This is a genomic window from Alistipes sp. i18-0019-D1 (assembly GCF_042852885.1).
GTDB lineage: Bacteria > Bacteroidota > Bacteroidia > Bacteroidales > Rikenellaceae > Alistipes.
On sequence record NZ_AP031424.1, the window covers coordinates 503,739 to 518,366 of the forward strand.

12 protein-coding genes are annotated in these 14,628 nt (G+C 59.0%); 5 read left to right on the forward strand and 7 right to left on the reverse strand.

The features are described from left to right. Nucleotides 1-11: 11 nt before the first annotated feature. From ACGHP5_RS02050 to ACGHP5_RS02075, 6 genes are all read right to left on the reverse strand, one after another. Nucleotides 12-1,286, reverse strand: coding sequence for a DUF1735 and LamG domain-containing protein (locus ACGHP5_RS02050; RefSeq protein ID WP_295901515.1), 1,275 nt, complete (start codon nt 1,284-1,286; stop codon nt 12-14). Beyond that, the gene (locus tag ACGHP5_RS02055) at nt 1,267-2,313 is read right to left on the reverse strand and encodes a glycoside hydrolase family 18 (RefSeq protein WP_390567925.1); all 1,047 of its coding nucleotides are present in this window, start codon (nt 2,311-2,313) and stop codon (nt 1,267-1,269) included. Before ACGHP5_RS02055 ends, ACGHP5_RS02050 begins: the two co-directional genes overlap by 20 nt. A gap of 39 nt (nt 2,314-2,352) precedes the next feature. Next, complete coding sequence (locus ACGHP5_RS02060; RefSeq protein WP_290531794.1) at nt 2,353-3,978, reverse strand: SusD/RagB family nutrient-binding outer membrane lipoprotein; 1,626 nt, start codon at nt 3,976-3,978, stop codon at nt 2,353-2,355. Between the two features lie 13 nt (nt 3,979-3,991). Continuing rightward, nucleotides 3,992-7,363 carry a SusC/RagA family TonB-linked outer membrane protein gene (locus ACGHP5_RS02065; protein WP_390567926.1) on the reverse strand — a complete coding sequence of 1,124 codons (3,372 nt, stop codon included), beginning with the start codon at nt 7,361-7,363 and terminating at the stop codon, nt 3,992-3,994. A gap of 141 nt (nt 7,364-7,504) precedes the next feature. Beyond that, complete coding sequence (locus ACGHP5_RS02070; protein WP_390567927.1) at nt 7,505-8,458, reverse strand: FecR family protein; 954 nt, start codon at nt 8,456-8,458, stop codon at nt 7,505-7,507. A 111-nt stretch (nt 8,459-8,569) separates the two neighbouring features. Beyond that, nucleotides 8,570-9,157 carry an RNA polymerase sigma-70 factor gene (locus ACGHP5_RS02075; RefSeq protein WP_390567928.1) on the reverse strand — a complete coding sequence of 196 codons (588 nt, stop codon included), beginning with the start codon at nt 9,155-9,157 and terminating at the stop codon, nt 8,570-8,572. Nucleotides 9,158-9,513: 356 nt separating this feature from the next. On the opposite strand from ACGHP5_RS02075, the gene ACGHP5_RS02080 reads away from it, so the two are divergent. Beyond that, the gene (locus tag ACGHP5_RS02080) at nt 9,514-9,771 is read left to right on the forward strand and encodes a rubredoxin (RefSeq protein ID WP_138265977.1); all 258 of its coding nucleotides are present in this window, start codon (nt 9,514-9,516) and stop codon (nt 9,769-9,771) included. Nucleotides 9,772-9,811: 40 nt separating this feature from the next. Then, entirely contained in the window at nt 9,812-10,351 is a 540-nt protein-coding gene (locus tag ACGHP5_RS02085; RefSeq protein ID WP_022062566.1) for a hypothetical protein, read from the forward strand. Between the two features lie 219 nt (nt 10,352-10,570). On the opposite strand, the gene ACGHP5_RS02090 is transcribed toward ACGHP5_RS02085, so the two are convergent. Further along, the gene (locus ACGHP5_RS02090) at nt 10,571-12,568 is read right to left on the reverse strand and encodes a peptidase M49 (RefSeq protein ID WP_022062567.1); all 1,998 of its coding nucleotides are present in this window, start codon (nt 12,566-12,568) and stop codon (nt 10,571-10,573) included. Between the two features lie 136 nt (nt 12,569-12,704). Between ACGHP5_RS02090 and panC the strand changes: the two genes are divergently transcribed. The 3 genes from panC to ACGHP5_RS02105 all read left to right on the forward strand — a co-directional run bounded on the left by panC (nt 12,705) and on the right by ACGHP5_RS02105 (nt 14,595). Next, a complete protein-coding gene (gene panC, locus ACGHP5_RS02095) occupies nt 12,705-13,544 on the forward strand; it encodes a pantoate--beta-alanine ligase (protein WP_147620593.1) in 840 nt (279 codons plus the stop codon). Continuing rightward, nucleotides 13,541-13,900, forward strand: a complete 360-nt coding sequence (gene panD, locus ACGHP5_RS02100; RefSeq protein WP_015547859.1) for an aspartate 1-decarboxylase — start codon at nt 13,541-13,543, stop codon at nt 13,898-13,900. The genes panC and panD overlap by 4 nt, the downstream gene beginning before the upstream one ends. Before the next feature lie 182 nt (nt 13,901-14,082). Next, nucleotides 14,083-14,595, forward strand: a complete 513-nt coding sequence (locus ACGHP5_RS02105; protein ID WP_015547860.1) for a DUF456 domain-containing protein — start codon at nt 14,083-14,085, stop codon at nt 14,593-14,595. Nucleotides 14,596-14,628: the final 33 nt, after the last annotated feature.

The following is a 14,628-nucleotide window of genomic DNA, read 5'->3' on the forward strand; positions in this document are numbered from 1 at the left end:
GTCGTGATTGTCTAATCCTCCGCGGGAACCGATACGTTCTGCCAGTTGGCGTTGTTCTTCGTTTCCAGGTGGAAGCCGTTTCCCGAATAGTCCTTGATGACCTTGTCCTTGGTGTTGTTGTCGTTGAATTTCCAATATGAAACCAGACCCGGGGATGCGGGGTCGATCTTGTAGAAGTGATCTTTGGCATTGATCTCCTCGGCGGTGAGCACCTTGTTCCAGACGCGGATCTCGCCCATCATACCGTCGAAACTGCGCTTGTCGTCGTAGGAGTAGCCGATCCAGAAGCAGCGGGGCTTGCCGTCGCTCTCGTCGGAGTGGGGAACCGCAAAGTTGATCTTGTCGATCAGCACGGGATTGCCCTGCTCGTCCTTCTTGTCCGTGACGGTCTGTCCCGATGCCTTCAGCTTGCCGTCGAGGTAGACACATATATTGCCCTTATCGAACGTCACGGCGATATGATACCAGCGGTAGAGCTGCAACTTGAGCGAGGACGACGTTATGTAACCGCGGTAGGTCGAACCCTCGTCCTTGGTGCAGAACGCGACCTGCACCTGGTTCATGGGGATGTCGGCGTCACCCACGCGCAGCAGGAAAACATCCTCGATGCCCATGATCGTCGAAACCTCCTTTTTGAACGAGTTGCCGTAAACGAGCGCCTCGAACGAGAAGCGTTCCATGTCCTTCACCGCTTCGGTGTCGCTCGTCCAGTTGGGCCACGCGCAGTTTTCGTTCATGTCGACCACGACGTTGACCAAAGCAGCTTTCATGAAGACGAAATAGACCGTCCGGGCACTTGCGAGGACCTCCATGCCGTCGGCCGAAACGATCGTCATCGGAAGCACGTAACGCTCCTTGTTTTCGATAGGCAGTTTGTCGAGCTTTTTGAACGTAAAGGCGAGCGGCTCGCTCTCGACCAATCCCGTCCGGATGACGGCCGAAACCTGCGAGAAGTCGTAATATCCCCCGTCCGAAGGAAGCAGCTGCGCCGTCGGATCGTCGTAGAACGTCCGGTAGCGGTCGAGCAGTTCGGGAGCCTCGGCGAACGAAACGGTGATGTCCTGGGCGACGGGCTGCGCCATGGCGACGGTGATCTCGCAGGTCTGCTCCTCGGTCACGTCGAGCGCGTCGCGCATGACGCGTACCTCGGGAGTATAGCTCGCGGCCGAAATGAATACCTTGTTGTCGAAGTGGTGTTTGCCCTCCTGGTCGCCCTGGCAGCCGGTAAACGCCAGAGCCAGAAGGATGCACCAGGCAAATCCTGATTTATTGATGATCGTTTTCATTGTCGTTGTCGTTTTCGGGGTTCAGAATACCGATGGCCTCGCGGATGTTTTTGTAATTCGTCAGGTTGTTGAAGTAGTCGTTCGCAGCGTCCAGCACGCAGAGGCCCACCTTGTCGTAGTCGACTTTCGTGTCTTTCGCCGGATCTGCGACCCATGCCGCCGCAACCTGAACCGACGCGCCGGTCTGTTCGCCGGTCTCAAGCGACGGAACGGAGGCTTCCATGACGAAACGGTCGGAGAACTCGCTGAACTTCGCCTCTCCGAGTTTGTCCCTGGTGTCGCGCAGGTGGTTGCGGGCCCACAGCGTCAGGTCCGAAGCGGTCTTCCGGCTCGCGTCGGCGACGAGAATGATGAATTTGCTGTCGGGCAGCAACTCCGGGTTCAGCAGGTTGGGGATATAGGCGGCTCGCGTGAAAAGCAGCAGATCGGGATTGCTTTGGCACCACGTCCTGACGCACGCCATGAAGGTTGCCTGCCCGTCGGCGATCTCGTCCCCGGGAGTGGTCGTATAGGAGATCACGACGCCGTCGAAACCGTACCGGTTGCAGTTCGAGAGCTGCGTTTCGGTCTGCGCTTTGCAATAGGCCGGGAATTTCTCGTCGGTGTAGTCGCTCTCGTGCTCCGTATCCGCGGCGGCCTCTTTCAAGGCGTTCCACACACTCTGGATCGCCGCGTAGTCCACGATGTTGAGCGAATGCGTGCCTTTCGTCGAGCGGACTTCGGCGATCTCGGCCACGATCTCCGGATGCAGGTCGTCGACATCGGTCATCAGCAGGTAGTCGACGCTGTCGGGCATGGCCGTCGGATGCTGGTTCTGCCGGTTCGGCATCGCGGAGGTTCCCTGAATTGTCATCATCACCACCTTGTGCCCGCTTTCGTCGGCCTTGAAATCCCGGAGCGCGGCCAGGTAGGCCGGGTCGTCCTGCCGTATCTGGGGCAGGTAGTCCTTGTTTTCGGCTTCGGTCCACTCGCTGCAGGAGGCCAGAAGGGCCGCTGCGGCAAGAGCCGGAATGAGTATGTTTTTCATGTCGAATTTCATTTTATACGTTTTAAACTGCATGAGCGGTTATTTGACGTCGGGGTTGCAGTCCCACCAGATGCGGGTCGCCATGTTGTCGCTGCCGCCCAGCAAGGCCACGGCCTTGGCGTAGTTCTCGGCATTGCTGGTCCTCTCTTCGGTAGGATAGGGCATACGGCGGGCGCCGAGTTTCGAATCGACGACGCTGCTCTTGTTCGCCGTGGCGGGAAGCAGGCGCGGGAAGCCCGTGCGGCGGTAGTCGGCCCATGCCTCGTTGCCCAGCTGCCAGTTGGCGATCCACTTCTGGGTGATGATGCGTTCCTGCATCTGGGCTTTCGACGCACTGTCGTCCCAGGCGACGCCGAGCCGGGAGAGGCTGTTGTTCTTGTCGCTGTTCGCACCGCCGTTCGGGTCGATGTAGGTCTGCGGGAGCGTCGTGCCGGCGAGGTATTCGGCGACACCCGTGACACCCCACTGCTCGAACGAGAGGCGAACGCCCTCCTCGTAGAAGTCCCTGGCCGTTCCGGGGCCCATGTTCATGTCGAAGACGGCCTTGGCCTCGGCCTTCAGGAATGCGACTTCGGCGGCGTTCATCCAGTAGAGCGGCGTCTCGGCGTCGTTCTCGAACTTCACACCCGAATATTTGCGTCCGATCGTGTTCAGCGAAGGAATCTCGATGCCGCGGCGTATGCCCACATAGTCGATGCCCTCCCATTCGGACTTGATGAAATACTTGTCGCGGCGCGGATCGTCGTAGCCGTTCATGTAGCAGATGATGTCGGCTGCCGCGTGGGTGTCGCCGCCCGTATTCGACCCCTCCGGCTGGTTATACAGACAGGCGGCCCGCAGCGGGTTGCCGTCCTTGCCGAAGGCGACGGAGGGCAGTTTGGCGTTGTCGCTGTTCGACGTGAAAACGCCGACCTTGTTGCTGACGGCCTCCTCGGCCAGCTGCCGGGGCGTCTTGCCCTTCGAACTGGTGAAGTCGGTGTAGACGACACGCATCGCCAGGCGCAGTTTCATCGAGTTGGCGAATTTGCACCACTTCTCGGCACTGCCTTCGTAAACCGGGTCGGTCGAAGCCGTGATGGCCTCGCTGCTGTGCGCCGTCAGCATCTCGATCGCTTCGTCCAGCTCGTCGAACATCTGCCGGTAAACGTCGGCCTGCGTGTCGTAGGGAACCTGAATCTTACCGCTGATTCCGATTTCCGAGTAGGGAATCGGGCCGTAAGCGTCCGTTACGCGGTTCATGGCGCAGACTTTCGCGATTTTGGCGATGGAGAGCACGATCGGGTCCTCCGAAATGCCGTTCAGTTTCATCAGGTTGCTGTAAAGCACCGGGATGATGCGGTCGCTGTACATGAACACGCGCGTCCAGTCGTTCGTCGGGTTGTAATTGGAGATGGTCGTCTTCCAACCGTTCTGCGAGTCGGCGAAATAACCGCCCTGCGTACCGCCCAGCAGGGCGTCGGTGAACTGCGTCGTATTGACGTCGGGCGAAATGATCGTTCCGAAGATGGCATTGAGGTAGGAGCTGATGGCATAGCCTTTCCGCTGCATCTCCTCTTCGGTGACCTCGTAGGGGTTGCTGTTTATTTCGAGGTAATTGCCGGTGCACGATGCCCCGCTGCATGCGAGGGCCAGGACAAATACCGATTTGATAACTGTATTTTTCATAACGGTTGCAGCTTTAGAATTTGAGTCTGAGGTTGAATCCCACGTTCCGCAGCGACGGCATCATGAAGTAGTCGACTCCCTGATAGTAGTTGCCCGTCGTAGCGATCGACTCGGGGTCGAACGGCGCTTTGTTGTAGATCATCCAGAGGTTGCGGCCTACGAGGGATACGGTGATCTCGCAGACGTTGCGCAGCCATTTGCGGGGGATCGTGTAGCCGATCGAAGCCTCCTGCAGACGGACGTTGGTCGCCGAGTAGGTGTAGAACTGGGGCAGGGAATTGCCGCCGGCCACGGCCGAATACCAGACGTTGGCGTCTATCATGTCGCGGCCGTTGATCAGGACACCTCCCCTGTCACGCGCCGCCGCCGTGGCTTCCGACACGCCGAAATAGTCGAGCGTGGCCTGTGTGCGGGAGAAGACGATGCCGCCCAGACGCGCCGATACCATGAATCCGAAATTCAGGTTCTTCCAGCGGAAGTCGTTGCGCCACGACATATTGGCGTCGGGCAGTACGGAGCCCAGTTTGATGAACTTTTTCACATCCTCGATCGACTGGGTGGGCAGGTTGCCTTCCTCGTCGACGTAGATGGCGTTGTTGTTGTCGTATTTCAGATCGACCAGCGAGTAGAGGTCGCCCAGCGTGCCGCCTTCCATCAGCAGGAAACGGGCGTCGCCCAGACCGCCCATGTCGAGCAGGTCGATGCTGAACTGTTCGCCGGTCGCCGGGTTGATGCAGTTGTTGGCCAGCGAGGTGATCTTATTCTTATTGGTCGAGAACGTGTAATTCGTGTCCCACGAGAAGTCCCTCCAGGTGTTCTTGTAACCCAGCGCCAGCTCGATACCGCGGTTGCGGACGTTACCTGACTGGATGATGATGGAGGAGTAACCCGAACCGCCCGGAATCTGCGGGTCGAAGGTCTGGTTCTGCGTGCGCGAATTGTAGTAGGTCAGATCGAGGTTGAAGTGTTTGAGAAAACGCATGGTGAGGCCGGCCTCGAACGATTTGGTGCGCTCGGGCTGAAGGTGGAAAGCCGGATATTGCGTCTGGAGGTTCCAGCCCAGACCGCTCTCGTCCCAGCCGTAAAGCGGATTGGCGACGTAACGCGCGAACGATACGCCGACCGAAGCGAACGAACCGCGGAGTTTGATGTAGGAGAGGTTTTCGGGCATGTTGCCGATGATTTGCGACAGCACGACCGAAGCGCCGATCGACGGATAGAAGAACGACTTGGCGTTCGAGTGCGGACCCGCCAGCTGCGAAGGCCAGTCGTTACGGCCCGTCAGCGTCAGGTAGTACGTGCCCTTGTAGCCGATTTCGGCCGACGCGAAGACCGACTGGGTCTGTTCGCGCCAACCCTCCTGCAACCGGGTGGTCCGGGTCGAATTGCTCAGGTTCTGGATGTTGAACACGTTGGCCAGTCCGGCCTTTTCGCCCGACTTGCCGTCGGAAATGGGTCCGCGAATCTTCATGGCGTCGTTCTTCATGTCCGAGAAGGACGCGCCGACGTTGGCCTGCAACGACCAGTCGTCGCCGAACGTCTTGTTGATATTGACGAGGGCGTCGCCGTAAACCTGGCGGTCCATGCTTTTCGTAATGCCGAAAAGGCCGTTCTCCGACAATTCGGTCAGCTGCGTATTCGTCGAGGCATAGGCTTTCTCGGTGTAGGTGTTGTGCGAGTTGTCGACGCGGATACGCCCCGAGACATTCAGCCAGTCGAAGATGTCGTAGGAGAGCGCCGCATTGAGCATGTAACGGTCCTTGCGGTTCTCGCGCAGGTTGCGGTAGTTGACCCAGTAGGGGTTCTGCATGGTCATTCCGGCAGCGCCGATGGGCCAGTACTGCGTGGAAATCTTGTCCACGGGATCGTATCGTTCGTACATCTTGATCTCCTCCCAGTCGTTGCCGCGGGGAAAGAGGTAGGCGCCCACGATGGGGTTGTTGTAGGTACCCTGATTGACCATGTTGCAGTCTTCCTGCAGCACGTAGCTGGCTCCTACGTCCAGCCGCATCTTTTCGTTCAGGAAAGAGGTCGTGTTGCGGAAGGTGAAGTTGTAGCGGTCGTAGCTGTTGTTGGGCACGATGCCGCGGGAGTTGATCGCCGCGGCCGAAAAGTAGGTCTGATTGCGCTCCGTACCGGCGGAAAGCGAGAAGCTCTCGTTATTGGCCGTGCTGGTGCGGAAGTAGTCGTGACGGGGGTCGTACCCCATTTTGTTGGCGCTGTTGAGCGCCTTGCCCCAGCTCAGATGCTCGGCCCCGTCCGGCACGCGGAGGTTGCCCGTGCCGTAGCGGTTCTGGAACTCGGGAAGGACGAACGGAGTCATGATCTCGATGCCGCTCGTCACGGTGACGGAGAGCTGCCCGGCCTGTCCCTTTTTGGTCGTCACGACGATGGCGCCGTTGGCTGCGTCCGAACCGTACAGTGCAGCTGCCGCAGCGCCCGTCAGCACGGAGATCGACTCGATGTCCTCGGGGTTGATGTCCGCGATGGGATCGGTCGTGCCCTGCGAACTGAACTCCGTGCCGCCCTCCTGAGCCTTGGTGAACATCGGCACGCCGTCGATCACGTAAAGCGCATTGGAGGTCTGCGAAATGGACTTCATACCGCGCATGATGACCTTCGAAGCGCCGCCGACGCCCGCCGACGAGGCGTTGATGTTCACACCTGCGACCTTGCCGTTGAGCGAATTGATGAAGTTGGCGTCCTTGTTGGCCGTGATGGCATCGGAATTCACCTGCTGCACGTTGTACGACAGGGCTTTCTCGGCGCGTTTGATGCCCAGGGCCGTAACGACGACCTGCTCGACTTCGATGGACGAGTTGGACAGCCTGATGTCGAAAGTCGTGCGCGAGCCGATAGGCACGACACGGGTTTCGTAACCGACGAAGCTGACCGAAAGTTCGGGGTTGTCGACCGAGGCGGGGACCGTCAGGGCGAAGTCTCCGTCGATGCCGGTGGTCGTTCCGACGGTCGTGCCCTTGATCAGAACGGTGGCTCCGATAATGCCCAGGCCGCCGGAATCCTTCACCACGCCCGAGATGGCCGTCGGCCTCGCTGCGGCAACGCGCTTCGACAGCACGATGTTGGGAACCGTGATCTCATAGGTGATGTCCGTGTCCTTGAACAGCAGCGGCAGCACCTCGTTGAGAGGCTTCGAATCGGCCTTGATCGAGACGATGCGTTTCGTGTCGATTTCGTCCGTATAAAGGAAAAGATACTTGGTCTGCTTTTCGATTTCGTTCATGACGGTCTTCATCGGAACCTTCGTCATGTCGAGCTTCACCGCGATTTTCTGCGTTTGGGCCACGGCGGGCGCACCGCACAGGAACACGGCGAGAATTAGAGTAATCAGGCATTTTATCTGCCTAATACTTAAATTTTTCATAAGTTTGCTGATTTAAGATCAATAGGTTAGCAATCGAATCACTGTTTATCTCCCGCCGGCGGACACGACCGTGTCCGGACGCGTCGGCGGTGCAGCATAAAAGTGTCTTGAGGCAGAGGCGGTTTATTCCATAGAGTCGGTTTAGATTTTAGTTATTTTTATGTGGATCGTATTCGTCTCGTCGTCGCGCGTATAGGAGAAGTTATTGGTGATCTGGAGCAGCTTCAGCGCATGGTCCACACCGTCCGACACGCGGATTTTGCCGTGGTACTTGAGTTCGGGCATATCCTCGGGATTGTCGATCGTGATCCGGACTCCGTAATAGTTCTCGAATTTGCGGATCACCTCCCCGAACGACAGCGTGTTCAGGTTCATCAGCCCGTCGACCCAGCGGAAGTCGTCCGGATCGGTTATCCGGTTGAGTTTGAGATGTCCGTCGACCAGGTCGATCTGATCGTTGGGCGAGAGAATGAAGGATTCGCCGCCGACGAGGCGGTTCGAGATTTTCAGCCGCCCTTCGAGCAGCGCCGCCGAGAAATCGGCGGTCCGGGCATCGGCCAGGATGTTGAATTTCGTACCCAGCACCTCGGCATCGCAGGCGAATGTTTCCACGATGAACGGACGGCTGGCGTCGTGTTCCACCTCGAACATGGCCTCGCCCGAAATCTTGACCCGGCGTGTCTTTCTGGAAAAAATCGAAGGGTATTCCAACTTGGCGCCCGAATTGAGCCATACGGTCGTCCCGTCGCTCAAGGTGACGGACATGCTCTGCCCGTTGGGCGCGGTAATGGCCATCATGTCCTGGGCACGGTGTTCGAGGACCCTGTCGGCCAGATAGTGGCTCAACCCGGCACACACGAGCAGCACGGCGGCGGCTCCGGCACTCCATTGAGCCGCCCTCTTCCAGAGCGAAACGGTGCGTCTGCGGACACGAGGCTGCGCCTCTCCGGCCAGGATATTGAGATTGGAAATATAATCGAGCCGATCGAGATACCGCTGATTTTCCGCTGACGCATCCAACCAGTCGAGCACCTCGACGAGTTCCTCTTCCGAGGTCTCGTTTCTCAAGTATTTCTGCAATAAAAGATCGTCCATGTGTTCGTGTTATATAGTAATAACAAACACATGGACGGGGTAAGTAGTAAAAAATGCTGTTTTTTTGAAAAAAGATCGGAACGAGCTCCGGGCGGCCCTGCGGACGCTATCCTACCACCGGGACGAAAGCAGCAGGGTGATCAGTACGGCCGGGAGGTAATCCTTCAGTTCGGTGCGCATCAGGCTGAGCGCCCGGCGGATTTCGAAATTGACATGGCTGACGGAAATTCCCAGTTCGGCGGCGATCTCGCTGTACGTCATATTTCTGATCCGGCTTAACAGGAATACGCTGCGGGTCATTTTCGGCATCTTGCGGACTGCCTGTTTCAGGATGGCGCGAATCTCCTCGGAAAAGAGCAGGTCGGGATCGCAGGCCGACAGCGAGCGCACGTCGGCATGCAGCCGGCGCGTCAGCGTCGAATGCATGTCCTGTTCCGCCCTGCGGTGGCGGATTTGAGCGTTGAGATGGTTCAGGCAGCGGTTTTTGACCGAGGTGAGGATATAGGCCGGCACATTGATGTCCGCCGGCAGGTTTTCGTGCATTTCCCAAAAGGTCATGAAACTGTCCGACACCAGGTCTTCGGCGGTCTCCCGATCGCGGACATAACGGTATGCCAGGGCGATAAAACGGGGCTTGAATTCGAAAAATAACTTCCCGAATTCCGTGGAGGAGATGCTGCATGTCTTGACGTCTGCCATTTGAAGTCCCGTCTGCCCGATACACGAAAATACCGGCGACCCCGATTCAGGATTCGCCCATTACAAAAATCCCCCCCCCCGATAAAAATCGGATCGGGAGTCATTGATAATGTTGTATTTACCGAATTATTCAATTTCCCAGATGCTTTTGTCGGACAGGAAACCGTCGGTGGTTCCTATCATCGACAAAGATAGCAATAAAAGTGATAATTGAGCTGTTTGCGGTGAAATAGTTTTCCGATACGGAGTGGCCGAAACGGCCCGGACGACAACAAAAACGGCCCCGGAACCGCTTTGCGAAAAGAGCGGACGGATGATTTCGCCTATATATATTATCGGTATAGGACGTCGGCCGGATTTCCGCCGCGCCCGGAACGCCGTCCGAGGAGATTCCCGACGACCGGACATGCCCGGTTTGCGGCGTCGGCAAGAGCAATTCCGAAGAGGTCGAGGAGCAGCCCGGAAAGCGAGGCGCAGCCCCGAAAAGGAGCGCCCCGCGGCATTTCGGAGAGCCGTTTCAAAAAAATCGGGGGGGGGTATACAACCTTCGCCGATTTTTGCTATTTTTGTCCGTCGCGCACGGTGCGCGGTTAAGAATCAAATCAATACAATGATGAAAAAAATCCTATTCCTGATGGCTGCAACGGCCATGATGTGGGGGGGGGTGATGCAGTAAAGGCACAGACCCTCGAACCCGAATTCGAGGGAGAGGTCGTCGGCGTATTCCCCGACGGCTCGTCCAAGAAGCTCGAAAAACACAACGTGCGGATGCGAACGGGCGCCGGCGTCTACATCGCCGGATTCGCAGCCAGCAAATCCAAAACAAAAGTACTCGTGGAAGGCGGTTCGGCCAGCGTGCGGTTCGACGCCGCGCAACCGATCGCGCTCATCGTCCGCGCCAAGGACAACAAGGCCGACCCCATGTCCATCGTGCGCGTCTTCCGCATGAAGAGCACCAAGAAAAACCGGTCGGCGGTGATCTCGGCCGTCGGGTCGTTCTCGGTGAACTCCAACACGATGGACTACCTGCGGTTTTCGGCCGAGAAATACGGCGAAAGCTCCTACCGTCTGACCTTCGACGAACGCCCCGCAGGCGAATACGGCATCATCGTCTCGAACCCCAACAACGTGGACGAGAAGATGGTGATCGTCTCGGCGTTCGCCATCGACGGCGGAGCCGCGGCGAAAGAGTAAGCCGGAACCACACGGTTCCGATCAGTGCGGTGCAGAGCGATTCTGCACCGTTTTCGCTTATCGCGGAGCAGGTAAAGAGCCCGTGAGAATCGAAACGTCTTCGGTCAGTGCGGTGCAGATGTCGTGCATCGTGAAGAATCCCCGGATGGGTAGTCCTCGGCGGACGTCCCATTCGGGGATTCGAGGGATGTGCGGCAGGTGCGCCGCAATCATCGAAAACTAATTGATGTTGGGCAGGAACGAATAATCCTTCGCGTAGCCGAGCATCTGTCCCACGTAGTCGGCCGGGTAGGAGATCTTCACGTCGACGATCCTGCCGTCCTTCTCCACCAGTTCGTATTCGGGATTGACGAAACCGCCGTAAGGCTCGATGTCGAGCGCATAGTAGCGGTCGCGGACCTCCTTGTGCAGCTCGGGATCGACCGTGACGGCATACTGCTCGACCAGCGCCTTGCCGGCTTCGTAGTCGCCCTCGGACTTGATGCGCTGCACCTCGCGGAGCATCTGGCCGAACAGGTCGCGCAGTTTGCCGAAGTCGTTGACCACGGCGTAGGTCTTGCCGTTCTCCTTCACCAGCTCGATCACCTTGTCGGCCTTGCCGCGCTCGTAGCACCACTCGCAGATCAGCTTGCGGTTGCGCATGTGCGACTCCTCGACGTTCTTGCCCGGCTCGATGCGCGCCAGCTGGGTCATCATGCCGTTGAGGATATACTTGGCATAACCCGCCTTGGCGACGTCGAGCGAGGGAATCAGCCCCAGTTCGACCAGCTTCGGATCGCCCAGGTAGTAAAGCCCGAACAGGTCGGCGCGGGTCTCTTCGAGCGTCGAGCCGTAGCTCTTCAGCTCGCCGCCCTTGACACCCGGAGCCAGCTGGCCCGAGCCGTGCCCCAGGCACTCGTGCAGGTCGGTGTGCAGGTCGTCGGCCAGCTTGCCGTACCGCTCCATCCGCTCGCGGTCCTCGGCGCGGAGCACGAACTCCTCGTTGAAACCGTTGCCGTGAGCAGCCATGTCGTAGGCATAGGTGATGTTGTCGATGGTGACCGACTTCGAGCCGTACTCCTTGCGAATCCAGTCGGCATTGGGCAGGTTGATGCCGATGGGCGTCGCGGGATAGCAGTCGCCGCCGAGCATCGCCACGGTGATGACCTTGGCCGAAACGCCCCTCACGACCGGCTTGCGGTAGGCCTCGGCCACGGGCGAATGATCCTCGAACCACTGGGCGTTGTCGGAGATCACCTCCGTGCGGTGGCAGGCCTCGGTGTCCATGAAGTTGACGTTGGCCTCCCACGAAGCCTTGCGGCCCAGCGGATCGCCGTAGTCCTCGATGAAGCCGTTGACGAAATCGACGTTCGAAACGGTGTCCTTCACCCAGCCGATGTTGTAGCGGTCGAACTCTTTCAGATCGCCCGTCTTGTAGTAGCTGACGAGCGCCGCGATGTTGGTCTTCTGCGGCTCTTTGGCCACGGCCTGCGCCTTTTCGAGCCAGTAGACGATCCGCTCGATGGCCGGCGAATACATGCCGCCCAGCTTCCAGACACGCTCGCAGATGCGTCCCGCGTCATCCTTCGTCAGCTGCGAGTTCAGTCCGTAGGAGACCGGCTCGGGGTTGCCCGCATCGGCGGCGGCCATGTCGGCGTAGAACGCCTCGGCCTCGGCCTGGCTCACGTTGTGGTAGTAGTTGCTCGACGAGGTGAGCAGCAGGTCGTCGCCGGCCTTCTGGTTGAGCTTCGTCGGATAGAGCGCCGGATCGAAGATCGCCCGGCAGACCTCGCCGCGCAGGGAGTTCAGGGAGCCGAACTTCTCCTCGGGGATGGTCTCGATCGCGTCGAGCAGGTAGCCTTCGGTGAATTCGGGCACGAACTTGTCGTTCGAGTAGTGGTGGTGGATGCCGTTGGCGAACCATACCTTCTTGAGATATTTCTCCAACGCCTTCCACTCGGCCGTCGTGCGGTCGCCCTTATAGTTCTCGTAAACCGTCTCCAGCGTGCGGCGCACGGGAAGGTTCACCGGGCAGTTCTGGTCGAAAAGAATGTCGCGGCCGCATTTGGCAGCCTCGGAGAGGTAATAGATCAGCTCCTTCTCTTCGAGCGGCAGGGCGTCGAAACCGGGAACTTCGTAACGGATGACCTTGATGTCGTCGAAACGGTCGACGATCCACGGCATATCGCCCTTGGGGCCACCGCCGCACGAGGTCAGTGCGGGAATGATGAGTGTCATAGATACAATAGTAAAAAGCTTTTTCATGCTCGTTCGAAATTAGTATTCCTACAAAAGTAATGCTTTTTCTGCGATTTTCCTTCTTTATGTCTGCGGGAATTTCTACCTTTGCCCCGCAACTCGTTTCAAGAAAGAGATGAAAGTATTTACAAGCGTCAAGGAACTTCGCGCCGAACTGGACCGGACGGAACAGTCGGGTATCGGCTTCGTACCCACGATGGGCGCCCTGCATGCGGGCCACCGCTCGCTCGTGGAGCGCGCCCGCAGGGAGAACGCCACGGTCGTCGTGAGCGTCTTCGTGAACCCCACGCAATTCAACGACAAGAACGACCTGCGGCACTACCCCCGCACCCCGGAGGCCGACCGGCGCCTGCTGGAAGAGGCCGGCGCGGATTTCGTGCTGATGCCTTCGGTCGAAGAGATATATCCCGAGGAAGACACACGGATTTTCGATTTCGGGCAGATCGACAAGGTAATGGAGGGTGCGACGCGCCCCGGACACTTCAACGGCGTGGCGCAGGTCGTCAGCCGCCTGTTCGACATCGTGCGCCCGGCACGCGCCTACTTCGGGGAGAAGGATTTCCAGCAGATCGCCGTGATCAAGGCGATGACGGCCCAGTTGAAACTGCCGGTGGAGATCGTCGAATGCCCCATCGTCCGCGGAGAGGACGGACTGGCGCTCTCGTCGCGCAACACGCTGCTCGACGAGGCGCACCGCGCCGCAGCGCCGCACATCTACGCCACGCTGCGCGCAGCCGTGGAGAAATCGCACGAAATGACGCCCGCCGAACTGAAGGCATGGGTCACGGCAGAAGTGGAGCGCAACCCGCTGCTCAAGGTCATCTACTACCAGTCGGTCGACGCGCTGACGATGCAGGAGGTCGCCGCATGGAGCGACTCGGAGCGTATCCAGGGCTGCATCGCCGTACAGGCCGGGGAGATCCGTTTAATTGATAATATCTGTATCCGATCATGAAATTCCAGATTGAAGTCATCAAATCGAAGATCCACCGCGTAACGGTCACGCAGGCCGACCTGAACTACGTGGGGAGCATCACCATCGACGAGGCGCTCATGGAAGCCGCCAATGTGATCGAAGGCGAGAAGGTCCAGATCATGGACATCAACAACGGAGAGCGTTTCGAGACCTACACGATCAAGGGCGAGCGCAACAGCGGCTGCGTGTGCCTGAACGGCGCCGCGGCACGCAAGGTGCAGGTGGGCGACGTGATCATCATCGCATCCTACGCGCTGATGGATTTCGAGGACGCCAAGCAGTTCCGCCCGTGGATCGTTTTCCCCGACACGGCGACCAACCGGCTCGTGAAATAACGCGCCCCGGCGCGGCGGCAGGCCGACCCGACACAAAATCTCCCCGAAAAAGGAGGTTTTTTCGTTTAATCCGTTATCTTTGCAGAAGATAACCCCTGCGGCGGCCGCGCGCCCCGGCCGGTCCGGACGAATCCGCCCGGCTCACCGGATAGTTCCGCCGCCGCAGGGCCAAGCACTTTTCGATGGACATAACCCTCTCCATAGCCGCTTTCGCGCTCTCGATACTGGGCATCATCGGCTGCATCGTACCGGCCCTGCCGGGCGTGGCGTTGAGCTACGCCGGACTTCTCTGCGCCTGGTTCACCTCCTACTCCCAGATGACCTCCGGGGCGATCTGGCTGTGGCTCGCCGTGACCGTCGCCGTGAGCGCCGCCGACTATTTCCTGCCCGCATGGATGACGCGGCGCTTCGGCGGATCGCGCTCGGGAGCCATCGGGGCCACGGCAGGCGTCTTCGCCGGGTTCTTCCTCTTTCCGCCCGTGGGGATCATCCTCGGCCCGTTCGCGGGCGCCGTGCTGGGCGAACTGCTCAACGACCGGAGCGACGTTCCGAAGGCTTTCCTCGTGGGATTCGGGTCGTTCCTCGCATTCGTCGTCGGCACGGGCGTCAAGCTGGCCGCCTCGGCAGGCATGCTGATCCATGTCGCGGCCGACACCTACCCCGCTCTCCGGGACTGGTTCGCAACCACTTTCTAAAACATATCGCATATGAAAAGGTTTCTACTACTA

Excerpts from the sequence above, each read along its gene's own strand:
- ACGHP5_RS02065 (WP_390567926.1), bottom strand. The coding sequence starts at position 7,363 with ATGAAAAATTTAAGTATTAGGCAGATAAAATGCCTGATTACTCTAATT.
- ACGHP5_RS02070 (WP_390567927.1), bottom strand. The coding sequence starts at position 8,458 with ATGGACGATCTTTTATTGCAGAAATACTTGAGAAACGAGACCTCGGAA.
- panC (WP_147620593.1), top strand. The coding sequence starts at position 12,705 with ATGAAAGTATTTACAAGCGTCAAGGAACTTCGCGCCGAACTGGACCGG.
- ACGHP5_RS02055 (WP_390567925.1), bottom strand. The coding sequence starts at position 2,313 with ATGAAAAACATACTCATTCCGGCTCTTGCCGCAGCGGCCCTTCTGGCC.
- panD (WP_015547859.1), top strand. The coding sequence starts at position 13,541 with ATGAAATTCCAGATTGAAGTCATCAAATCGAAGATCCACCGCGTAACG.
- ACGHP5_RS02050 (WP_295901515.1), bottom strand. The coding sequence starts at position 1,286 with ATGAAAACGATCATCAATAAATCAGGATTTGCCTGGTGCATCCTTCTG.
- ACGHP5_RS02090 (WP_022062567.1), bottom strand. The coding sequence starts at position 12,568 with ATGACACTCATCATTCCCGCACTGACCTCGTGCGGCGGTGGCCCCAAG.
- ACGHP5_RS02075 (WP_390567928.1), bottom strand. The coding sequence starts at position 9,157 with ATGGCAGACGTCAAGACATGCAGCATCTCCTCCACGGAATTCGGGAAG.
- ACGHP5_RS02105 (WP_015547860.1), top strand. The coding sequence starts at position 14,083 with ATGGACATAACCCTCTCCATAGCCGCTTTCGCGCTCTCGATACTGGGC.
- ACGHP5_RS02060 (WP_290531794.1), bottom strand. The coding sequence starts at position 3,978 with ATGAAAAATACAGTTATCAAATCGGTATTTGTCCTGGCCCTCGCATGC.